At 59.7% G+C, this 21,585-nt stretch carries 17 protein-coding genes and 1 riboswitch (1 of these 18 running past the window's edge); of the genes, 9 read left to right on the top strand and 8 right to left on the bottom strand.

Going from position 1 to position 21,585, the window contains the following annotated elements; genetic code table 11:
- From murI to R2E40_RS00360, 3 genes are all read right to left on the bottom strand, one after another.
- Positions 1–736: the 5' portion of a glutamate racemase gene (gene murI / locus R2E40_RS00370; RefSeq protein ID WP_318164488.1), read on the bottom strand. Its footprint begins 59 nt before the window's first position; the window shows 736 of its 795 coding nt (coding positions 1–736); it begins with the start codon at positions 734–736; its stop codon lies beyond the left edge, outside the window.
- A 117-nt stretch (positions 737–853) separates the two neighbouring features.
- A complete protein-coding gene (locus R2E40_RS00365) occupies positions 854–2,689 on the bottom strand; it encodes a TonB-dependent receptor domain-containing protein (protein WP_318164487.1) in 1,836 nt (611 codons plus the stop codon).
- A gap of 51 nt (positions 2,690–2,740) precedes the next feature.
- Positions 2,741–2,918, bottom strand: a riboswitch (cobalamin riboswitch).
- Between the two features lie 35 nt (positions 2,919–2,953).
- Positions 2,954–3,856, bottom strand: a complete 903-nt coding sequence (locus tag R2E40_RS00360; RefSeq protein ID WP_095591704.1) for a LysR family transcriptional regulator — start codon at positions 3,854–3,856, stop codon at positions 2,954–2,956.
- Between the two features lie 111 nt (positions 3,857–3,967).
- On the opposite strand from R2E40_RS00360, the gene R2E40_RS00355 reads away from it, so the two are divergent.
- The 4 genes from R2E40_RS00355 to R2E40_RS00340 all read left to right on the top strand — a co-directional run bounded on the left by R2E40_RS00355 (position 3,968) and on the right by R2E40_RS00340 (position 6,895).
- Positions 3,968–4,894 (top strand): sodium-dependent bicarbonate transport family permease, encoded by a 927-nt coding sequence (locus R2E40_RS00355; protein ID WP_318164486.1) that lies wholly within the window; start codon positions 3,968–3,970, stop codon positions 4,892–4,894.
- Between the two features lie 4 nt (positions 4,895–4,898).
- On the top strand, positions 4,899–5,201 hold the full coding sequence (locus R2E40_RS00350; RefSeq protein WP_005306985.1) for a P-II family nitrogen regulator: 303 nt from the start codon (positions 4,899–4,901) through the stop codon (positions 5,199–5,201).
- A 63-nt stretch (positions 5,202–5,264) separates the two neighbouring features.
- Positions 5,265–5,774 carry a 5-(carboxyamino)imidazole ribonucleotide mutase gene (gene purE / locus R2E40_RS00345; protein WP_005306988.1) on the top strand — a complete coding sequence of 170 codons (510 nt, stop codon included), beginning with the start codon at positions 5,265–5,267 and terminating at the stop codon, positions 5,772–5,774.
- Positions 5,771–6,895 carry a 5-(carboxyamino)imidazole ribonucleotide synthase gene (locus tag R2E40_RS00340; protein ID WP_318164485.1) on the top strand — a complete coding sequence of 375 codons (1,125 nt, stop codon included), beginning with the start codon at positions 5,771–5,773 and terminating at the stop codon, positions 6,893–6,895. Before purE ends, R2E40_RS00340 begins: the two co-directional genes overlap by 4 nt.
- A 74-nt stretch (positions 6,896–6,969) precedes the next feature.
- On the opposite strand, the gene R2E40_RS00335 is transcribed toward R2E40_RS00340, so the two are convergent.
- The 3 genes from R2E40_RS00335 to R2E40_RS00325 form a co-directional block, all read right to left on the bottom strand.
- Positions 6,970–8,160, bottom strand: a complete 1,191-nt coding sequence (locus R2E40_RS00335; protein WP_016348936.1) for an MFS transporter — start codon at positions 8,158–8,160, stop codon at positions 6,970–6,972.
- Between the two features lie 109 nt (positions 8,161–8,269).
- On the bottom strand, positions 8,270–9,001 hold the full coding sequence (locus R2E40_RS00330) for a LytTR family DNA-binding domain-containing protein (RefSeq protein ID WP_318164484.1): 732 nt from the start codon (positions 8,999–9,001) through the stop codon (positions 8,270–8,272).
- The gene (locus R2E40_RS00325) at positions 8,995–10,668 is read right to left on the bottom strand and encodes a sensor histidine kinase (RefSeq protein ID WP_318164483.1); all 1,674 of its coding nucleotides are present in this window, start codon (positions 10,666–10,668) and stop codon (positions 8,995–8,997) included. The genes R2E40_RS00330 and R2E40_RS00325 overlap by 7 nt, the downstream gene beginning before the upstream one ends.
- 172 nt (positions 10,669–10,840) lie before the next feature.
- Here R2E40_RS00325 and R2E40_RS00320 point away from each other — a divergent pair, with 172 nt between their 5' ends.
- Entirely contained in the window at positions 10,841–11,281 is a 441-nt protein-coding gene (locus R2E40_RS00320; protein WP_318164482.1) for a hypothetical protein, read from the top strand.
- A gap of 35 nt (positions 11,282–11,316) precedes the next feature.
- Here R2E40_RS00320 and R2E40_RS00315 read toward each other — a convergent pair whose 3' ends face one another.
- Both R2E40_RS00315 and R2E40_RS00310 read right to left on the bottom strand, forming a co-directional pair.
- Positions 11,317–14,904: an ATP-binding protein gene (locus tag R2E40_RS00315; protein ID WP_318164481.1), complete on the bottom strand. Its 3,588-nt coding sequence runs from the start codon at positions 14,902–14,904 to the stop codon at positions 11,317–11,319.
- Positions 14,905–14,906: 2 nt separating this feature from the next.
- Positions 14,907–15,530 carry a response regulator transcription factor gene (locus tag R2E40_RS00310; protein ID WP_269384698.1) on the bottom strand — a complete coding sequence of 208 codons (624 nt, stop codon included), beginning with the start codon at positions 15,528–15,530 and terminating at the stop codon, positions 14,907–14,909.
- Positions 15,531–16,131: 601 nt separating this feature from the next.
- Between R2E40_RS00310 and ecpA the strand changes: the two genes are divergently transcribed.
- The 4 genes from ecpA (at position 16,132) to R2E40_RS00290 (ending at position 21,581) form a co-directional block, all read left to right on the top strand.
- Positions 16,132–16,704 carry a common pilus major fimbrillin subunit EcpA gene (gene ecpA, locus R2E40_RS00305; RefSeq protein WP_016348930.1) on the top strand — a complete coding sequence of 191 codons (573 nt, stop codon included), beginning with the start codon at positions 16,132–16,134 and terminating at the stop codon, positions 16,702–16,704.
- A gap of 59 nt (positions 16,705–16,763) precedes the next feature.
- Positions 16,764–17,426, top strand: coding sequence for a hypothetical protein (locus tag R2E40_RS00300; protein WP_318164480.1), 663 nt, complete (start codon positions 16,764–16,766; stop codon positions 17,424–17,426).
- Between the two features lie 80 nt (positions 17,427–17,506).
- Complete coding sequence (locus R2E40_RS00295; RefSeq protein ID WP_318164479.1) at positions 17,507–19,951, top strand: fimbrial biogenesis outer membrane usher protein; 2,445 nt, start codon at positions 17,507–17,509, stop codon at positions 19,949–19,951.
- 4 nt (positions 19,952–19,955) lie between these two features.
- Positions 19,956–21,581, top strand: coding sequence for a hypothetical protein (locus R2E40_RS00290; protein ID WP_318164478.1), 1,626 nt, complete (start codon positions 19,956–19,958; stop codon positions 21,579–21,581).
- Positions 21,582–21,585 lie beyond the last annotated feature (4 nt).

The following is a 21,585-nucleotide window of genomic DNA, read 5'->3' as shown; positions in this document are numbered from 1 at the left end:
TCTGGGTCTGGGCATCCAGCCGGGTGCAATAGGCCTTACCCCCGACATCTTCCAGCCGTGTCGGTGTCGTGACCAAACCGGCCAGCAGGTGAGCCACCCGCTTGGCGACCGCACTGCCGGAATCCACCAGCTGGCACGCAGGCATCAGCTGCCGTATCTCTTCATCCAGCAACGGGAAATGGGTACAGCCCAGCACCAGGGTATCCGGATGTTCTTCCCCTTCCAGCCAGTCCGCCAGTACTTCCCGCAACAGCGCCATATTGACCGGCAGACCCGCCAGCTTGTGCTCGGCCTCGACTACCAGCTCGGTCGCCCCCTTGAGCAGCACCCGCTTGCCCGGCGCAAACTGGGCGATGAGCTCGTGGGTATATTCACGGCTGACGGTACCCGGGGTTGCCAGCAAGCCGATGCAACCATTACGGGTAAGCGCGGCTGCGGGCTTGATGGCGGGTACCACACCGACGACCGGTACTGTCATGGCAGCACGCAGGGACGGCAGAGCTATGGTGCTAGCCGTGTTGCAGGCAATCACCACCAGATCGATGGCATGCTCGACCACCATGTGGCTGACCAACCTGGTGCAGACTTCGGTGAGGGCGGCTTCGCTCAGCTCACCATAGGGGAAGTTGGCGTTGTCGAAGCAATAGATATAGTTGTGTGCCGGCAATGCGCGGCGGATCTCACAGTAGATGGTCAGCCCACCCATACCGGAGTCGAACACGAGAATATTGGCCACTTGAGCTCCCCTTTGCTGCAAGTCGGCGATCATACTCCCGCCGACCGCCAATAGAAAAGGCCCCACCAATGGCGGGGCCTCGCTTTTTATCTTCTCCTATATAAGCAGCGCTGCCGCTCAGAGACGGTAATCCGCCGTCAGCTTGAACTCGGTACCTGCCGACGCATAGCCATAGGCCGGGGCGTAATCACGATCAAACAGGTTATCGATGCGGCCACCCAGCGTGAACTGAGGCGTCACCCCATAGCTCGCCCCCAGGTTGATCAGGGTGTAGGAACCCAGCTCAACCCGCTCTGCCGGGAAGCTGCTGAAGTTCTTGTCATCCCGCTTGCCGACATAAAGCAGTTCGGTGGATAGATCGACCGAGCCCAGTTGTACCTGAGTCAGCCAGCTGGCCTTCTGCTTGGCACGACGCAGCAGTTGCTGATCCCCGTCGTTCTTGTCTTCGGCCCGGGTGTAGTCAAAGCTCAGATCGTGCCGCAGTGGTCCGGTTTCCAGACCGAGCGCCACTTCCACACCGCGGATCTCGGCGTCGGTGTTGTCCGGTCGGCAGGTAGAGGACGCGCTTTGGCAGGCAATCAGATTCTGGATCTGGTTGCGGTAGAGGTTCAACGACCAATCCCAACCGGTGTAGCGACCGCTGAAGCCCAGCTCCAGGTTCTTGCTCTCTTCCGGTTTCAGCGCGGGGTTCTCATAACCCGGATAGTAGAGATCGAGGAAGGTCGGTGCCTTGAAGGCAGTGCCATAGCTCAGGCGCACATTATGGTTGTCATCGAGATCCAGCCCGCTGGCAGCGGACCAGGTGTTGTGGCGACCATATTGCTTGTTGTCATCGGTACGACCAGAGAGCTCCCACAGCAGGGCCTGCCAGCGGTAGCTGCCCACCACGAACAGACCCGTGTTGTCGCGATCCGGGGCATTGAATGCCTGACCATAGCTGCGTGTATCGGATTTCAGCTGCTCCTGCTGCCAGTCGGCACCACCGGTCAGGTTGAGCCCCTCGACACCACTCCAGCTGTTGATCCAGGAGAAGCGGGTCAGCCCGGTGTGGATGGGCTCCGCACTGGACTCCCCTTTGCTCTCCAGCCAGCTCTTCAGCTTGTTCTCGCCGTAGCTGGCCTCCAGCCGGCTGCTCAGCGCGCCACTCTGATACTTGAGACCGCCATCGTACTGGAACGCCTGCACCCGGCTCTGATCGGCCGACTGATACGCATCATCCATTTCGGTCTGGTTGTCATAGCCCTGGGCGTTGAAGTCGGCACTCCATGCGTCGTTGAAAGCATGATTCAGTCCGAACTGGCCGTTCAAGCTGTCAAAGCCATCCCGATCCGGCTGCTGGGCATTGGCCACCACGTCGAACCCATCGGTGCGCTCGTAACCGATCATCATATTCATGTCGGTCTGCTGGCCCAGAGCCTGCACGGTACGCAGCTGGCCCTGGCCGTAGCCATTGCTGCCCACACCGCCCTTCAGGTGGGTCTCGCTGCCATTCTTGGCGGACGTCTTGGTGATGAGGTTGATGACGCCGCCGATGGCGTCCGAGCCATACACGGCCGCACGTGGGCCACGGATGTACTCGATGCGTTCGATATTGCCGAGCGGGATCTGGCTGAGATCCGGCGTGCCGGCCACCATGGCCGCGATGGGGCGCCCATTCATCAGCACCAGTGAATGGTTGGAGTTGGTACCACGAATGAACAGGCTGCTCATGTGGCCTCGACCACCCAGGGTGGTGATCTGCACGCCGGGCAGCGTCTTCAGCAACGCTGGCAGGCTCTGCACCTGACGGGACTCGATCTCCGCGCGATCGATCACCACAACGGGAGCCAGTACCGAGCTGATGGGTTGCTCCACCCGATTGGCGGTAATCACCAGGGTAGGATTGACGGGGATGGTGGTCTGGGCAAAGGCCGCCGTTGGCAACAGGGCAGCCGCCAATAATTTCTTGGACATGAGAGATCCTTAAGTTCGCGTAAGCATCTACTTCGTGGCCGGTTTCTCTCGGCCCGAAATACGAACTTTGGCAGGTCTTCGGGCTGGGGGGCTGATGGCCTACGGCGACGGCTTCCCACCTGTGGCAGTGCCCTGATGTCGCTTCGTTCCCCCTTACCGCTGCGCGCCAGCTCCGGATTTTCACCGGATTCCCTATTAAGCATGATGCGCCAAAGCGCAGGGATTATAGGCAGAGCAGAGGTGGATGTATAGCCATCCAGATTTCTATTTCTTGCCACCCAATGCCGCCAATCGCTGCTTCGCCCCTGCCATCACCGCCTGCACACCGGGATGGGAGAGGTGGCGACCGGCCGACACCAGATAGTAGGAGAGCGTCACTTCGGTCAGGGTTGCAACCCGTTCGACACCATAAAGCCGCGCTATCTCCTCGGCCATGGCCAGCGGCGCCGGGAAGATCCCCATCCCCGCCTTGCCAAACGACTTCATCAGGGTGGAGTCATCGAACTGGCCGACCAGATGAGGATGAATGCCCTGCTGCCGATACCAGGCCAGCAGGCTGTCATGGGTCGCCGACTTCTCTCCGGGGATCAGCAGGGGCAAGCCTTCGAGGGAAGCAGGAAAACCCTGCCGTGCCCGGGCAGCCAGCTCGGGGCTGGCAAACAGCGCCAGCGGGCTGCGTCCCAGCTCGTGGTTGTAGCCGCGCACCCCGCTGTCGGGAGGAAGCGGGCGATCGATCAGCACCATGTCGAGCTTGTGGCTGGCCAGCTCGCTGAACAGCTGTTCCGCCCGCTCTTCATGGCACACCAGGCGCAGCGGGGTGGCCAGCGCCATGGCAGGCGCCAGCAGCTCGAACGCCAGGGTACGGGGGACTGAGTCGGCGATCCCCACCTGCATGGTCAGCTCCTGGCTGGCATGGCGCAGGGTATGCTCGAGATCGGCGCCGAGCGAGAAGATGGCACCAGCCTGTTCGAGCGCCTGGCGACCGGCGGCGGTCAGGGCAAGCCGCCGCCCTACCCGGTTGAACAGCGCTACCCCGAGCGAGAGCTCCAGCTCGGCCACCTGACCGCTGACGGTCTGCGGCGTGAGGTGCAACTGCTCGGCGGCCCGCGTCACACTCCCGCTGCGCGCCACGTGCCAGAAGTAATAGAGCTGTTTGTAGTTGAGCATCGGGCCCCTTATCAGTTTTTACCGAACAATCATCAATCAAAATCTGATTTTATCGAAACATCTTGCACTCTAGCATGCAACCACCCTGTGAATTGCCTCCTGCGAACTCCCATGCTGGATGTTGTTGTACTCTTTTTCCTGTTTGGCCTGCTGGCCGGTCTGGTGCGCTCCGAGCTCAAGCTGCCGCCCGCGCTCTACGATACTCTCTCCCTCTTCCTGTTGCTGGCCATCGGTCTCAAGGGCGGCGTCGGCCTGGCGCAGCAATCGCTGCAACCGTTATTACCGCAACTGGCACTGGTGATCCTGCTCGGCCTGCTGCAGACCCTGGCCGGGTTTGCCGTGCTGCGCCTCAAGATGAACCGGGTCGATGCCGCCGCCACCGCCGCCCACTACGGCTCGGTCAGCGTGGCGACCTTTGCGGTCGGCGTGAACTGGCTCACCGAGCGCGGCATCAGCTTCGAATCCCAGCTCTCCATCTTCCTGGCGGTGATGGAGATCCCCGCCATCCTAGTCGGCATCGTGCTGGCCCAGGGAGTGAGCCGGCAGACCCGCTGGCGCCGGCTGGCCCATGAAACCTTCCTCGGCAAAGGAGTCACCCTGCTGCTCGGCGGCATGGCCATCGGTTATCTGGCCGGTCCCGACGGGATTGCCCCGCTCAAACCCCTGTTCGTCGACCTGTTCAAGGGGGCGCTGGCGCTGTTCCTGCTGGAGATGGGCCTCATCGTCGCCCGCCAATGCCAGGACCTGCGCCGCCACGGCCTGTTCCTGCTCGGCTTCGCCCTGCTGATGCCGCTCGCCTCCGCTGGCCTCGGCCTGGTGATCGGCCAGCTGATGGGGCTCTCCCTCGGTGGTCTGACCCTGCTGGCCACCCTGGCAGCCAGCGCCTCCTATATCGCCGTGCCGGCCACCATGCGCATCGCCGTGCCTCAGGCCAATCCGGGCCTGTCGCTCAGCGCCGTACTGGGGGTCACCTTCCCGTTCAACATCATGCTGGGGATCCCGCTCTATCACAGCTGGGCCCGCCACTTCACGGAGTAGCCACATGCAGACCGAGATCCGCACCCTGCTCACCGTCATCACGGAAGCGAACCTGGAACCCACCCTGCTGCGCACCCTCACCCGCGAGGGACTGCGCGGCTACACCATCACGGATGCCAGAGGCCGCGGTGACCACGGTGAGCGCAACGCCAGCTGGAGCGAGAGCGGCAACATCCGGCTGGAGGCGATCTGCAGCCGCGAACAGGCGGAACGCCTGCTCGCCCACCTGCAGAGTCGCTACTACCCCGACTATGCCATGGTCGCCTTTTTGCAACCGGTCGAAATTGTGCGACCCGAAAAATTCTGAGCCGGCTTGCCGGCTCTTTTTGCCAACCAGAGACAAACGTTTGACTGCAAGGAGTCATCAGCCATGAATACCCCTCCCCTGATCGGCCTGGTAATGGGATCCGACTCCGACTGGCCCGTGATGCAGGCCGCCGCCCGCATCCTCAAGGAGCATGGCGTCCCCTACGAGGCGCGCGTGGTCTCGGCCCACCGCACCCCGGATCTGCTGTTTGAATATGCCGCCAGCGCCCGTGAGCGTGGCCTGCGCGCCATCATCGCCGGGGCTGGCGGCGCCGCCCACCTGCCGGGCATGGTGGCCGCCAAGACCACCCTTCCGGTGCTGGGTGTGCCCATCCCGACCCGCCAGCTCAAGGGGATGGACTCCCTGCTCTCCATCGTGCAGATGCCCAAGGGGGTGCCGGTCGCCACCTTCGCCATCGGCGAGGCGGGCGCCGCCAACGCCGGCCTGTTTGCGGTCTCCCTGCTCTCCGTCGCCCAGGACGGCGATGCCCCTCGCTACCAGCAGCAGCTCGACGGTTTTCGCGCCAACGAACGCGACCGGGTGCTGGCCCTCACCCTGGAGGACCCGGCATGATACTGCCACCCGCCACCCTCGGCATGCTGGGGGGCGGCCAGCTGGGCCGCTACTTCGTGATGGCCGCCCACCGCCTCGGCTACAAGGTGGTGGTGCTGGATCCCGACCCCGCCAGCATCGCCGGCGCCGCTGCCGATCACCATATTGTTACCACCTATGACGACCCGACCGCCCTGCACGATCTGGCCAGCCGCTGCGCCGCCGTCACCTGCGAGTTCGAGAACGTGCCGGCCACCGCCCTGGCCCTGCTGGAGCAGTACCAGCCGGTACGCCCGGCCGCCGGTGCCGTGCGCATCTGTCAGGATCGCCGCGAAGAGAAGGCCTTCTTGAGCAGAGCCGGCATCCCGGTCGCCCCCAACCAGACCCTGCAGCCGGGCGAGCCGCTGCCGGCGCTGCCCGCCGCCCTCTTCCCCGCCATCCTCAAGACCGCCCGCGAGGGGTACGACGGCAAAGGCCAGTGGACCATTCAGGCCGCCGACCAGCTGCCGGCAGCGCTGGCCGCCAGCGGTGTACCCTGCGTGCTGGAACAGCGGCTGGCGCTGGAGGGTGAGTTTTCCCTGACCCTGGCCCGCAGCCCGAGCGGTGCCATTGGTGCCCTGCCGCTGGTACAGAACTGGCACAGCGGCGGCATTCTGGACCAGACCCGCTCCCCGGCCAAGGTGCCGGCGCTGGAGGCCGACGCCAGACGCATTGCCGAGCAGCTGATCGCCGCCCTCGACTACGTCGGCGTGCTGACGGTGGAGTTCTTCCTGGTGGCAGGCAAACTGCTGGTCAACGAGCTGGCGCCCCGCCCCCACAACTCGGGCCACCCCAGCCTCGACAACGCCGAGTGCAGCCAGTTCGAGCTGCAGGTGCGCGCCCTGTGCGATCTGCCGCTTCCCGCCCGGATCGCCGTGCGCCCCGCCATGCTGCTCAACCTGCTGGGGGATCTCTGGCAGGCCGGCACGCCAGACTGGGCCGCCCTGCTGGCACTGCCCGGCGTACATCTGCACCTGTACGGCAAGGGGGAACCCCGCCCCGGCCGCAAGATGGGTCATGTCACCATCACCGCCGCCGACTGGTCGACGGTGGAAGAGACCTGCCACCGGGTGCGCCAGCTGTTGGGGCTGCCGCCACGCTGAGCCCTGAGGCGCGCACAAAAAAAGACCCGGGCCAGGCCCGGGTCTTTTCATTGCTTGCTGCGACAGGCGGGTGATCAGGCCCGCTCCACCGATACCGGCGCCGGCAGGCGGATGGTGAGGGAGAGCACCAGCGCCACCACCAGCAACACCAGGATCAAGTTGAAGGTCGCCATGAAGCCGCCGAACAGGGAGGCCACGATGGAGCCGATGATGCTGCCCAGACCAAAGCCCAGATAGATGACGCCATAGTTCTTGGTCAGGTTGTTGAGACCGAAGAAGTCGCTCACCAGCGAGGGGTAGACGGTGATAGTGCCACCGAAACTAAATGCTACACAGGCCACCGCCACGAAGAACAGGTTGGCGTTGAGCGGCACGAACAGCAGCAGCGCCATGCCGGCCAGGGTAATCAGCTGGGCGATGGTAATGACCCGGATGCGGGACATCTTGTCGGAGAGGATGCCCAGCACCAGCCGGCCGCCCAGGTTGGCCATGGCGATGATGGCGACGGCATTGGCGGCGACCACGGCCGGCAGACCCACCATGTTCTCGCCGATGTCCTTGGCCACGCCGATGACGTAGAGGCCGCTCATGCAGGCGGTGAGGAACATCAGCGCCAGCATCCAGTACTGCGGCTTGCGCATCGCCTCGGCCAGGGTGAAGTCGCGGCTCTCGCTCTGCTGCACGGCAGCGGCCTGCTTGGGCGCATCCTTCATCAGCATGCCGCCCACCAGCACCATGGACATGGCGATCAGCCCCCACAGCTGGAAGGTAGTCTCAAGGCCGTTGCTGGAGAGCAGCAGCAGGTTGATGTACTTGAAGCCCAGGCTGCCGAGGCCGTAGGCGCCGATGGAGCAGGCAGAGATGAGCCCCTTGCGCTCCGGGAACCACTTCACGCAGTTGGAGAGGGTCATCAGGTAACCGGTACCGTCGGCAAAACCGACCAGGATGCCGGCACAGAGGTAGAGCATCGCCAGGTTGCTGGCGTGAGCGGTGAGGAAGAAGCCGATGCCGAGCAGCACGCCGGCACCCAAGGTGACGTTGCGCACCCCGAACCGCTCCTGCAGCTTGCCCGCCAGGGAGGAGGCCACCGCCAGGGAGAGGCTGAGCAGGCCGAAGGCGAAGGCGACCTGGCTGACCGGCTCGTCCAGCTTGTCGGAGAGCTGGGCGTTGAACAGGCTCCAGGTGTAAACGGATCCCAGCGCGAACTGGGTGATGATGGTCCCCAACAGGGTGAGGTAGCGGGTGCGATTCATCTCTTTGGTCATGATGCGTCTCGGTCAATGGCCTTAAGGAAACTGGGGCCACTATAGGCAAGACGCCACTCCCGCCGACCGATTAAGGCATGAAATGCAGATCGGCGGGAATGAATGACAATCAGAGCCGCATCAGCTGACGGAACGCCTTGATGTTGCTGCGGCTGACCGGCACCTCGAACGGCAGGTCATGGAGCCGGATGAGGTAGGTGCTGTTGAACCAGGGCACTATCTCGCGGATCTTGTTGATATTGACGCAGTAGGAGCGGTGACAACGGAAGAACCCCTCGGCAGGCAGCCGGCTGACGAACTCGCTGAGGGTCATGGTCATCACGTAGCGATCATCGCGGGTGTAGACATAGGTGAGCTTCTCGTCGGCTTCCGCATAGTAGATCTGCTCGCAGGGGGTGACGATGATGCGCTCCCCCTTCACCAGATTGACGGTGCGATTGTGCGGCGTGCCCGGCTCGCTCCCCTGCCCCATCTGCGACTTGCCCGCCTGCTCCAGCTTTTGCAACAGACTGATGAGGCGCGGTTCGTTGTAGGGTTTGAGGATGTAGTCGAACGCCTCCAGCTCGAACGCCTCCACCGCAAACTCCTTGTAGGCGGTGACGAAGACGATGTGGGGCGGATGGCTCGACTTGTGCAGGTTCTTGGCCAGCAGCAGACCGTCGATGGAGGGGATCTGGATGTCGAGGAACACCACGTCCACCTCGTGATCCTGCAGGTATTTGAACGCCTCCAGCCCATCCTCGAAGCTCGCCACTATCTCGATCTGACTGTGCTGCCCCACCAGGTAGGCCAGCTCCTCGCGCGCCAGATATTCGTCTTCCACTATGATGGCCTTCAGCATGGCATCGACTCCTGATCCGGCAGATAGAAACTCACTTCGGTACCCGGCTCCAGCCGCTTGAGGTGCAGGCCATCGCCATAGAGCAGCTTGACCCGCTGATGCACGTTCATCAGGCCGATGCTGCGGCTCTCCACCCGACCGGCGGCGACCCCGTCGATCACGGCCTGGCTGATGCCGTAACCCGTATCCCGCACCGCTACCCGAATGCCGCCCGCCAGCTGCTTCACCTCGATGGTGACCCGACCCGGCGCACTGCGGGGCTGGATGCCGTGCAGGATGGCGTTTTCCACCAACGGCTGCAACAGCAGGCTCGGCACCTGAATGTGTACATCGTCCACCTCGAATACCACCTCCAGCTTGTCACCGAAGCGGGCCTGCTCGATGGCCACGTAGTCGCGCACCTGCTGCAGCTCCTCCTGGATGTCGATGAGGGTGTCCCCCTTGTTGAGGTTGTAGCGCAGGTAGTCCGCCAGATTGGCGATCAGCTGGCGCGCCTGCTGGGGCCGGATGCGGATCAGCGACGAGATGGCATTGAGGGCGTTGAACAGGAAGTGCGGGTTGATCTTGCTCTGCAGCGCGGTGAACTCCGCCTTGCGGGTCATCTCCTTGAGCTGCTCGATGCGTGACACCTCCATCTGGGTGGAGATGAGCTGGGAGAGGCCCACCGCCATCTCCCGCAGCGAGCTGGTGATGCTGTGGGTGCGGCGGTAGTAGATCTTGAGGGTACCGCTCACCGAGCCGTTTTCCCGCAGCGGAATAATGATGACCGAGTGGAAATCGGAGAGGTGATACTGGCGCAGATCGTTGTTGATGATGATCTGGTCCAGCAGCACCGCCCGCTGGGTCATATCGCTGATGGCGTGGTGCTCGTCCAGCTCGTAGTAATCCTTGCCCACCCCCACATAGGCCAGCACGTCGCGGGTATCGGTGATGGCCACCGCATCGGCGCTGATCTCGCTGCGAATGATGCCGCACACCTGGCTCAGGGAGTGGCGATCGATGTTCTGGAAGAAGGGTAGCGTCTTGTTGGCGATGTCGAGTGCCAGCTTGGCCTGCTTGGCGGCAATCAGCTCCTTCTCGTCGTCCAGATCCTGCACCAGCTTGATGATGAGGCCGATGCAGAGCGCGCCGGCGATCATCGGGTAGGCGATGTGGCTGACGATCTCGACGCCCACCGCATGGGGCTCGGTCAGCAGCCAGATGAGCAGCATGGTGAGCCCTTCACACAACATCCCCGCCAGTATGCCGTACAACCAGAGCCGCGACTTGCGACAGCGCAGGTGCAGCCAGGTCGCCAGCAGGCCGGCGATGATGCTGGCGATGAGGCACGGGATCGAGGTGTGGCCATCCATGTCGATGAGGTAACGGTGCAGACCGGAGATGACCCCGGCCGGAATGCCGACCCAGGGGCCAAACAGGATGCCGCCCGAGATGATGGCGATGATCCGCACGTTGATCAGCGCCCCTTCCACCGGAATGCCGGTGTAGGTACTGAACACCGCAAACAGGCCGAAGATGGAAGCAACCAGTACCAGCTCGGCCGGGGTGTGGTCCCGCTTCTGGAATAACCGCTGGAATGGCCGGGTACGGGTCAGGAAGAACAGGGTCATCAACATCAGCGCCGCCCGTTCGAACACCGCCAACAACATCATCTGATTTTCGAGCAAAGCAGGGATTCCATATCTATGACTAAAGGGAGGACAAGGCGCGGGATCATACCCCGTATCCCGTGTCAGCTCATTCCGAATAGTGGGTTCCAGATTAAGCTTTGCTGCTGACGGGTCGATAGATGAGTGACCCCCGGCAGCGGGGTAACCTCGATATCCAGGAGATAATCATATGTCTCAGAAAGGAGTTATGGTGGCACTACTGGCTGGTTGCTGCGCGATGGCAGCTCAGGCCGGCACGCAAACCTATCAGCTCAATTGGCCTGCCACCGCCAGCAAGAGCACCGGGATGGAAATCTCGCTCACCCACCCAGGCCAGCAACCGGTCAATTCCGTTTCCACATCCAGCCCGGTCCAGACCGAGGCCATCAACGTCAGCAATCCGGATTTCAACACTACCTACCAATTGCAGGCTCGCACCCTGTATGCCAGTTTGCCCGAACAGGCCGGCACCGACTTCAAGCTGGCTCTCAACGGCCAGCCACTGCCGCAACACCATGCCCTGCCCCTGACCCAGGCCACCCGCTACTTCCTCAGCTATCTGGCTCCGGCTGCCAGACCGGACCAGACCGGCGAAGCGGCCTATGAACTGCTGGTCTACTGGCACGGTTGACCATCCATGAAGGCATGCCCGGCATGCCTTCATTTTCATTCAGGCTCGGCCTGCATTTGCACCATGGCCTGTCTGACTATCCCGTAGGAATGCTGCAACTGCAGCAATGCCATCGGCAATCCCTGCGGCGCGATCCCGCCTGATTCTATCTCACCGCACACCGTAACCAGCGTCATCGCCCCCATGATCCTGGCTCCGCCCTTCAGACGGTGCACATAGTCGAGAAAGCGAGCCAGTTCGCCACCCTCGGCCGCTTGTTGCAGGCCCAGCAGGTCATCGTCACTGGCCCGCACAAACTCATGCAACAAGGGCAGCATCAGTGCAGGCTGATTGCCGGTCAATGGTCCGAGACACTGTTTTATCTCCTGCATGCAGCTGGCGATTCTGAGCTGCTCTTCCCGCAGCATATGCCGGCACAGACAACGTTCAAGCTCCTCCAGCCCTACCGGCTTGAACAGGCAATCATCCATGCCAGCTGCCAGCCCCTCGCTGACCTGCTCCTGGCGGGCGTCGGCTGTCAGGCCGAGGATCAGGCAGCGGTGGGCAGTAGTGTCCTGCTCCAGCGCCCGACACTGCCGCATCAATTCGAAGCCATTCATACCGGGCATGTTGAAATCGGTGATCATCACGTCGAAAGGCAGCCTGGCAAACAGTGCCAACGCCTCGGCCCCTGACTCGGCAGCCGTGGCATCATGCCCCAGGTACGCCAGTTGCTGGCTGACCAGCAGCCGGTTGGTGGGGTGATCGTCCACAATCATGACCCGCAACCGCCGGCTGTACTCGGCCACGATGACGGCATCCACTGCTGGCTCCTGCTCTGGTGCGGCTGCCAATGGCAATTTCATCTCGATGCTGACACACGTGCCGTGTCCGGGCTCGCTCTCCAGCAGCAGCGAGCCTCCCATCGACTCGCACAGCGAGCGAGAGATCATCAGTCCGAGACCGGTACCGGAGCGCTGGATATGCTCGGGCTGGCGGGCCTGACCAAAAGGCTGGAATAGTCTGGCCTGTTCCGCAGGCTCGATGCCAATGCCGGTATCTCTGACGACCAGTTGCAAGGTACACCAACCATCGCTGGACCTGGACCGCAGCTCGACCTGCACCGATCCCTGTTCCGTATATTTGATGGCATTGCTGACCAAGTTGGAGAGGATCTGCTTGTAGCAAAGGCCATCTATCTGCACCCAGCGAGCATCTCCGGCGATCAGCTCCAGTTGCAGGTGCTTCTGTCTGGCCAATGCACTGAAGACGGTGACGACAGAACCGGTCAGCACAGCAATGTCATGGGGTTCCGGCATCAGTTCAAGCCGGCCCGACTCTATCTTGGAAATATCGAGAATATCGCCAATCAGGCTAAGCAGGTCATTTGCCGAACCATGAGCGATGGTGAGCGAAGCCTTGTCCTCTTCGTGCAACCTGTCACGGCGCAGAGTCAGTTCCAGCAAACCAATGATGGCGTTCATGGGTGTGCGGATCTCGTGGCTCATGGTGGCCAGAAAGGTCGACTTGGCTCGATTGGCCTCCTGAGCATCCTGGCTGGCCAACGCCAGCTCATCCAGCAAGCGCTGGCGCTCACTCACATCGATCCAGCCGCCAATCCCCCCCTGAACATTGCCATCCAGATCGTAGTAGGGCTGCACCCAATGGTAGACATCCACGGTGCCGGTTGGCATAGGCAGTCGATGATCGCCCTGATGAGTGCAGCGTACCGCACGAGCGGAGCTCAGATCCTCGAACAGAGGGGCGATAAAGGGCCAGCGCCGACAATCCTCCTCCATGCTGGCCCCCAGCAAGCGGGGCTTCTCTTCACCGAAGAAACCGGCATAACTGCTGTTGCAAAGAATGAGCCTGCCTTCCCTATCCCTGGCATAAATGGGATGAGGTGTCCCATCCACCAGATCTTCGATGAACTTGAGCTGGGTGCTCAAAGCCATCTCGGCAGCCCGGCGCTGACGCACTTGCTTGTGTAAAGAGAGACCCCAGAGACCGATCCAGATGGTCAACAGCAGAATCAAGGCAATGAACACCCCGAACTCCTGCACCAGCTCCTGCCAGGTAATGGCCTCCTGCTGGGTACTGACTCGCCAGCGGTTGGAAAGTCCCTCCAGCTCATCCGGTGGAATGATGGTGATCACCTTGTCCAGAATGTCGCGCAAGATTTGATGATCGGGCGAAACGGCAAAGGCTGCACCGATAGGAATCGAATCAAACAACTCGCCCGTGATGAGCAAACTGTCAGGAAACTTGCTGTTGATGTAGTACTTGGCCACCCGCAGCGGCAGCACGGCCACATCACACAGCTCAGTCGCCACACAGCGCAGGGCATCTTCGATCCGGTCGAATTGTCTGGCTGTCAGCTTGCCATATCCCTCCGCGAGGGCCTGCTCCGAGATGAAATCCCTGATCATGGCAACGGTGCCGGATCTCAACAGCATCTCCGGCGGGCTCGCCTCATGTCGCACGCCAACCACATATGACAGGGGATCAAGCACAAAGGCGCGGCTGAACAGATAACGATGCCGGCGCTCCACAGATGGACTCAACACGGCAACATCTACCAGACCCCCATCCAGCAGTTGCATCATCTGCTTGGATGTCTTGACCGGTACGACTTCGATTTCGACCCCCAGTTTTGCCCGCAGCACCTGCAGCAAATCCGCTACCACCCCGTGCAAGGTGCCGTTGATGTCGAGAAAGCTCAGCGGTGGCACCCCGCTGTTGACGGCGATCCGGATTTTTTTCTGCTGACTCAACCAGCCCCACTGCTCGCTGGTCAAACCTACCTTGCTGGCCCCGATGGACAAGCCGCCACCATTCCAGCGTTTGGCAATTTCTGCACGCTTGCCTTCCAGAATTTCATCCAGAGCGATATTGATGATTTTTTTAAGCCGCTGATTTTTCCTTTCCAGCGAAAACGAAAAACCATGAGTGTCTATATAAAGAGGTTTCAGTAATTGAATACTGTCTTGATAAAACTTATTGACGATGAAGTTCCCTGAAATCATGTCTATCATGACGGCATCAACTTGACCGTATGCGACTGCAGATAATGCACTATAACGAGAGGGATATATTTTTATTTGAACATCAGGCAGGTAGCGCATTATGTCTATGGCTGGCAGATAATACTCCGGGACGGCCACCGTTCTTATATCACGCTCCTTTACGTGCATATTTTTATATATAGCCGGATCATCCGGCATATATTTATCAGTCAACAATAATTGTTGCTCTTCTTCATAGGCATTGGAGGTACTCAGCAAGTCGATCTCTTCCCTCTTGAGCGCATCTATGGCTGCCGCCCGAGAGGGATAAGTCTTTACGACGATTTCGACACGCAGCAGATGACTCAGCATACCCGCGATGTCGGCGGTGACCCCTTCGTAGGCATTGGCGCGCAAGGTGATGTCCATCGGGGGATTGTCCGGTCTGGGTACCCCAAGGATCAACCGACCACGATTTCTCAGCCACAGCCAATCTTCCGCATGCAGCGGCAGACTCCGTTTCTCGAGATACTCGCTGTCATTGCGCGCATATATGTGCAGCAGCTGTGCCTCCAGCTCATGAGCAGAGGCACAGAGTGTGCAAAGAGCGACCAGTATGAGGGTGGGGAGTTTCATCATGCTCACAGCAACTCTTGGCGCTTGGCCAGACTGATCAGGTCAACCATGTTGGTGACATTGAGCTTTTGCATCAGCCGGGTCTTGTAGGTGCTGACCGTCTTCTCACTGAGCAGCATGTTCTCGGCAATCTGCTTGTTGGTGTGTCCCTGACATATCAGCAACAGCACACTCATCTCTCTGTCGGAGAGTGCCGACAACAGATCCGTACGATCAACCTCGTGGGCATGCTTGGCTCCGGCAATAATATCTCGAGGAAAATAGAGCTGACCTTTTCCTATTTTATCAAGCGCACTTTTCAGTAAAGAAAGGTCATCAAGCTTGGATATAAAACCATCTGCGCCCGCTTGTAAACAACGTACCATAATATGATGTGTGGCTTGTGCAGAAAGTATTACCACCTGGATTGAGGCATCTATATCCTTCAACCTTTTGATTACTTCTATACCATCCAGCCTGGGTATTCCGATGTCCAGAACAACCATCTCAGGTTTATTTTTTCTAGCATATGAAATGGCATCAACACCATTATCAACCTCTGCCAAGATATGATGACCATCCTGTTTCAAGAGGATGTTGACTGCCATTCTTATCGCTGGGTGGTCGTCGACTATCAATATTTTTGCCATATACTTACCTATCCTTAACCCATTTGGTCCTGCGTATACTAACTACAAAATCAGCACGTGTACCATATGGCGCTTAGATATTAATGATATGTTGCATATTTCAATGACTTGCTAATTCCCTCAGTTGTTACCAATTTTAAGTTGACATTTTTACATATATTCATCAAATACTTACAAGCACATATATTCCTTTGAATCTCAGTTTTGATTTGGGCTATTTATACAGTTTCAATCGCACCAGTCCCTATCTATCACAATGCCGGAGGCTCTGGATAAGAGAAGCACCAATATGCTTAAAAATCAAAGTCATAAAACAAACAAACACCCATATTCGCCATGGGAATAGCACCAACTTTAAGTTGCAGACCACAACCACCTTTTAAGACTTTTCCTACACAGCATTAGATCGATCCAAACAGGTCGGGCCGCTATCTTGATTGACGAAAAGATGAGCTGGTTGATGGAGCTTTATGCTTTGGCAACTGGCAAAGCCGTCTGGACAAACAAGTCCGGCAAGATGGAAAGCGAACGCACCCCGGGTGCGTGAAATCAAAAGGGTGGCAAAACGCCCCCTATCAGGAAATGTGTAGGAAATATCAAGATGAAAAAGACTCTGATTGCACTGGCAGTGACTGGTCTGGGCTTGGCTGCCACCGCTCAGGCTGCCGTTGAAGCATCTGCGGTTGCCACCTGGCAGGCAACCGCCAAAAAAGACACCACCTCCGAGCTGGTTGTCACTCCGCTCTCCAGCCTCTCCTTCCAGTACGCCGAGGGGATCAAGGGTTTCAATACCGTCAACGGCCTGTTCGACGTCGCCATCAAAGGGGATGCCAGCGCGACCTCCTTCACCCTGAAAGCCAAGAAGCTGAACGGTACCCTGAACCATCTGGGCGGCAACTCCACCGTCGACGTCGGCGTGTTGTGGGGCGGCGCACCGGTCAGCACCACCGCCTACACCACCCTGATCGATACGGCGGCAGGTATTAGCGGCGGCAACCTCTCCCCCATAGCTCAAGGCTTCAAGGAAGACACCCAACGCACCACGGCGCAGGGTTCCTTCAGCTTCAACATTGAGAGTGCCACTGCCAACGGTAGCACCGCCACCTTTGAAGCTCTGCCTGACGGCCTGTGGAGCGGTGAAGTCAACGTCGAGTTCGTTGCCAACTGGGTTTGATTGCCTCAACGCATATCACTCGGGGCCCTGCGGGGCCCTTTGTATTCACAGGAGATTACATGAACCTGAAGATGCTGATGGCATGGATGCTGTTTATTCCCGGAATAAGCCAGGCGATCAACGTCGGCTCGGTGACCACCTTTATTGACGCGGGCAGCCAGGATGTCGCCAAAGAGATCGAGAACGCCAGCGATCAGGCCAGGCTGGTCACCATCACGGTGACACGCATTTCATCCCCGGAAGAGGGTGGCCAAGAGATGCCGATGGAAGTGGACGGTGAACTCATGCTGTCGCCAAGCCGGCTGATGCTGCCCGCCAACGCCAAAAACAACGTGCGTTTCTTTTACAAAGGCCCGCAGGATGGCAAAGAGCGTTATTACCGCATCCGCTGGCTGGATACCGCACTGTCGATGGACGACCAGCGCAACGAACGGCGCCAGGCCGTCGCCACCACCTCGGCCCAGATAGGCACCATCCTGGTGGTCACGCCACGCCAGCAAAAATTTGATTACCTTCTGCAAGGTGACGTCCTGATCAACAAAGGAAACGCCTCATACCGCACGGTGGCTTACGGCACCTGTTTGAAGCAGCACCGGGAGCAATGCAAGGAAACCTATTACGACCTGCCGGGTAAACAACGTCAATTCCGCCAGGTCGATCTCCGGGATCCGAAGAGCCATGTCGGCCTCTGGCTGGGCCAGGAATTCGTCGTCATCAAATAACCCTATGTGCTGGTACTGCCTCCACCACCCGGTCGAGTGGCGGTGTTGTTTTGCCGAAATTTGAAACCATGGTGCGTGATATGTTGAAAAAAGCCTGCCTGTTGCCAGCCTCACTACTGATCGCGATGTCAGCGTCGGCCAGCGCCTCAGCGCCATTGAAGATTGCCAACGTCATCATTCCTGCCAGCTTTGCCAACGCACTGACAGAAGGCATTGCCGTACCGGTCAGACTGCAGTATCAGGATCAGACACTGGCACTCGACACCACCACCGAAGAGTCCATCGGCAACGCCACGCTGATTCTGCGGGACGGCGCACTGCATCTGCTCAATCTGGATTTCAACCAGGGCCAGAGCGATGTGGCCCTGCGCCAGGAGCTGGTGGATCTGCTGCAACAGAACCAGCTGCGTACCTTCTCCAGCGACGGTCGGCTGGTCATCAACGACAGCGCCACCCTGCAGCTGGATCTGATCGCCATGCTGCTGACCATACAGGTCACCAAGGCCGCCTTTGGCGAGAAACGCGTCAGCACGACCAAGACCAGCCTGATGCCCTCTGTTGCAGCGTTGACCAGCGTCAATCGCTACAACCTGGGCTACTCCTTTGCCAACAGCCGTCAGGCGGGCAGCTCCAGCACCAACTTCGCCCAGTTGAACAGCCTGGTGGGGTACAGTGAACACCACCTGGATCTTGATGGTTCTCTCTACAATCTGGGGGAAACGAACCAGAGCGGCTCCCTCTATCGCGCCATGTATGAGCGGGATATCGAAGATCGCCGTTTTGCGACCGGCATGGTGTCGACCTGGGATCTCCAGACCCTGGGGGGCGTATCCGCCCTGAATGCTGGCCGGATCTACGGGATCTCTTACGGCAACCAGGCCCGCTCACGCACCGTCAACGAAAGCGAGTCCACCACCCCGATCCAGGTCTTCATGCCCTCGGCGGGCGAGGTCCGGGTCTATCGGGATGGCAAACTGATCGGCCTGCAGAATTTCTCGATCGGCAACCACCGCATCGATACCAGCCGTTTCCCCCACGGTTCCTACAACGTCACGGTCGAGATCCACATCGACGGTCGCCTGACGGAGTCCAGCACTCAGCGCGTCACCAAACTCAACAACAGCCTGGGCTTCGATCAGGAGTGGGGCTGGCAATCCTGGGGCGGTCTGATGGAGGCCAGTCAGGATGGTGCCCGCTCTCCCCTGCTGGGGCTGTCGCTGGCTCGCACCTTCGAGACCACCAACCTGACCCTGACCGGCTATGGCTTCAAGGATGCCTTGGTCAGCGAGAGCCAGGCAAACTGGCAACTGACCGACAGAATCAGCACCCAGTTGCAGGGCATGCTGGCCTCGGACACCTCCTGGCGGCTATCGTCCGGCGTGACGGCACAAGTACACGACAACATCTCGCTCTGGCTCAGTCAGGAGAAGCTCGACACGGGCAGCAAGCTGACCACGGCCCCCCTGGATCTCTATACCGCCGGCATCAGCATCAACCTGGGCGGCTGGCATGCCAGGCTGGGCAGCCTCTCGTTCAACACCACGCACGACCGTGAGCAGGGGAGCGATCGCAGCTATATCGACTATTACCAGAGCCTCTATTCCGGTCGCTATGGCCAGTTGTCGCTGCGTACCAGCCTGCAGAGCAGCAGCGCAACCCTGAGCGGTTTCAACAACAAGAGTCTGACCCTGGACTACTCGATCCCGTTCGACAACCTGTTCAGTCTGGGCATGAGCAGCAACGAAGAGGGCCACACCACGGCCAACCTCAGCTATCAGCGACGGATGGAAGGCTTCATCAATACGGCAACACTCAACGGAGCCAAAGTCATCAATGGTGCAGAGCACAATGACCTGGCCCTCTCGGGGACCCTGGGTTTTGAAAACAGCATGACGGGCGGCACCCTGACCCTGGGTCGCAGTCAGGGTGGCGATGTGAACGGCAACCTGATTGCACGTGGTGCTGTCATCACCACAGGGGATGAGATCCTGGCCTCCAGCCAGAACCGATCCGGTTCCGGCTTGCTGATCGATACCGGCATTGGCAAGGAAGGCAAGATGCTCGCCAAGATCAATGGCCAGGAGTACTCGCTCGAAGGCAGCAAGACCTTTGTCGCCCTCTCCCCCTTTCAGGAGTACGAAGTGGAACTGCTCAACAGCAAGACGACCAAGGACAGCTATGACATCAACACCGGCAAGCAGCGCTACACCCTGTTTCCCGGCAACGTGGCCAAACTGGATGCCACCCGCTCGGTCAAGGAGATGGTCACCGTCTTTGGCATCATACGTGCCGAGGATGGCAGCGTGATCGCCAACGCCAGGATCGACAACCATATCGGCACCACTGTGACCAATGAGACCGGCGAGTTTTCACTGGATGTGGACAAGGCCAATCCGGTATTGAGCTTCAAGCACGGCAACGAATTCTGTGAGGCAGAGCTTGATCTGGCGCAGCAGAGCGGCGCCGCCTGGGTAGGTGATGTGATCTGTCGCGGCCTGCCGACTTACGCCATGGTGAGAGGTTGATGGCATGAAAATGACAAAAATAGTTATCTCGGCCTGCTTTATCGGCAGCATGCTCGCCAGTGTCGGCACCCAGGCCGCCGTCTCCAAGACCGTCTGGGGCGATGCGCCGCTGCGCAATTTTCTGTTTATCGAAAACCAGGAAGACAGCAACCTGTTTGTCGCCCCGACCGATGCCCTCGATCCCCGCCTCAGCGGAGCCAACGCCTGGACCTCCCTCAAGGGCACCCGCCAGGTCAGCCTGGCCTATGTCGACAACGGCTATAACACCGACATCAACAACTGGAACGTCGACATGTGGGAAGAGGGGCCCATCAACCAGCCCTACATCAACCAGCGCTGCATCATGAGCTACACCCGCTGCGATCCCAACACGGCCGAGGCTGTCAACAAACCTGCCGTCGTCGATGGCAAGGGCTTCTACGGCCTGCTGGGCGCGGCAGCGGGTTGGGGCCATGCCAAGCTGAGTGCCAGTTTCTTCGACTACCTGAGAAGCATGCCGGTCGGCAGCAGACTACTGCGTGAAATGAACCTGTGCGCCACCCTGGTCAGCTTCAACGCAGCTACAGGGGCGCGCTGCAAGGATCAGGCAAGTGGCTACTGGTATGTTCGCAAGATTGAACACAAGAAGGCGGGTCATATCAAGTTCACCCAGACCAACGCCATCAGCGAAGTGACCGTCGACAGCAACGGCAATCCCTATGTACTGCCGGGCTCCCGCGGCTGCGAGAACTATGTGCTGAATAACGTCAGCGGCGTGTTATGCCGCTTCCTCGATTACTCCTTCATCGAAGATGGCAGCCAGACCTTCGACCCCATCTATCTGTTTACCAATATCAAGGATGCAGGCCTCAAGTCAGCCATCTCGGCCACCGATGTGCAAGTCACCGCCAACATGACCAACTGGGCCTGGAATGGCTATGACTACACGACTCGCTACCTGAAGAACCAGCAATCCGTCTCCCTGTTTCTTTCGGGTAACTTCTTCAAGCAGGTCGTACGGCTGGGTTTGCAGGATCGGCTGACCCGGGATCTGATCAACTTCAATATGCGCAATGCCCATGCCCCTGAAAGCGGCTATTACGAGTTCAGCGGCACCACGGAAATCATCATCAAGCCACGCCACTTCAGCGTTTCCATCCTCTCGTCCGAAGGGATCACCAACCCCTATCGTGAGGGACAGATCGGCAAGGATGTGCTGTCGTTCCAATACAATATCTCGGACAGCGGCCCCGTCTCGGCCGACGTGCTGGAGATGATCCTGGCCCAGGACAAGGGAACTCCTTATCAGGGATACTGCACCTTCTACCCGGCCGATGACCAGGAACCCGAGAGTGCCGTGCCCATTCCCGCCAGGCTGGTGTTCGACTCCACCCGCTATGGCGCCAATTACCGCCATCCCATCGGCTGTGACCGGGTGCCGGTCAATATCAGGACACTCGCCATCAAGGACAGCCAGCCGGCCCACAATTGGGTAGATCCCAACGGGAACCCGGGTATTACCCGCTTCTATCTGCTCAAGCTGGACTTTGATCTGACCGATCCAAGGGCCGCACAAACCACGGAGGGCAGCATGTGGGAAGGAGAACGGCACCAGAGCGGCACCCTGACCATCAAGGGCAGCTGGCGTTAGCAAT

Origin of the sequence: Aeromonas sp. CD, from assembly GCF_033349375.1 — a bacterium.
GTDB lineage: Bacteria > Pseudomonadota > Gammaproteobacteria > Enterobacterales > Aeromonadaceae > Aeromonas > Aeromonas hydrophila.
The sequence above is the reverse complement of the archived record's forward strand: the minus strand, read 5'-3'. Positions and strand labels throughout refer to the sequence as shown.

Bases quoted from the DNA above. Each gene is read 5' to 3' on its own strand.
- R2E40_RS00365 (WP_318164487.1), bottom strand. From the start codon at position 2,689: ATGTCCAAGAAATTATTGGCGGCTGCCCTGTTGCCAACGGCGGCCTTT.
- R2E40_RS00360 (WP_095591704.1), bottom strand. From the start codon at position 3,856: ATGCTCAACTACAAACAGCTCTATTACTTCTGGCACGTGGCGCGCAGC.
- R2E40_RS00355 (WP_318164486.1), top strand. From the start codon at position 3,968: ATGCTGGATGTTGTTGTACTCTTTTTCCTGTTTGGCCTGCTGGCCGGT.
- R2E40_RS00350 (WP_005306985.1), top strand. From the start codon at position 4,899: ATGCAGACCGAGATCCGCACCCTGCTCACCGTCATCACGGAAGCGAAC.
- purE (WP_005306988.1), top strand. From the start codon at position 5,265: ATGAATACCCCTCCCCTGATCGGCCTGGTAATGGGATCCGACTCCGAC.
- R2E40_RS00340 (WP_318164485.1), top strand. From the start codon at position 5,771: ATGATACTGCCACCCGCCACCCTCGGCATGCTGGGGGGCGGCCAGCTG.
- R2E40_RS00335 (WP_016348936.1), bottom strand. From the start codon at position 8,160: ATGACCAAAGAGATGAATCGCACCCGCTACCTCACCCTGTTGGGGACC.
- R2E40_RS00330 (WP_318164484.1), bottom strand. From the start codon at position 9,001: ATGCTGAAGGCCATCATAGTGGAAGACGAATATCTGGCGCGCGAGGAG.
- R2E40_RS00320 (WP_318164482.1), top strand. From the start codon at position 10,841: ATGTCTCAGAAAGGAGTTATGGTGGCACTACTGGCTGGTTGCTGCGCG.
- R2E40_RS00315 (WP_318164481.1), bottom strand. From the start codon at position 14,904: ATGATGAAACTCCCCACCCTCATACTGGTCGCTCTTTGCACACTCTGT.
- R2E40_RS00310 (WP_269384698.1), bottom strand. From the start codon at position 15,530: ATGGCAAAAATATTGATAGTCGACGACCACCCAGCGATAAGAATGGCA.
- ecpA (WP_016348930.1), top strand. From the start codon at position 16,132: ATGAAAAAGACTCTGATTGCACTGGCAGTGACTGGTCTGGGCTTGGCT.
- R2E40_RS00300 (WP_318164480.1), top strand. From the start codon at position 16,764: ATGAACCTGAAGATGCTGATGGCATGGATGCTGTTTATTCCCGGAATA.
- R2E40_RS00295 (WP_318164479.1), top strand. From the start codon at position 17,507: ATGTTGAAAAAAGCCTGCCTGTTGCCAGCCTCACTACTGATCGCGATG.
- R2E40_RS00290 (WP_318164478.1), top strand. From the start codon at position 19,956: ATGAAAATGACAAAAATAGTTATCTCGGCCTGCTTTATCGGCAGCATG.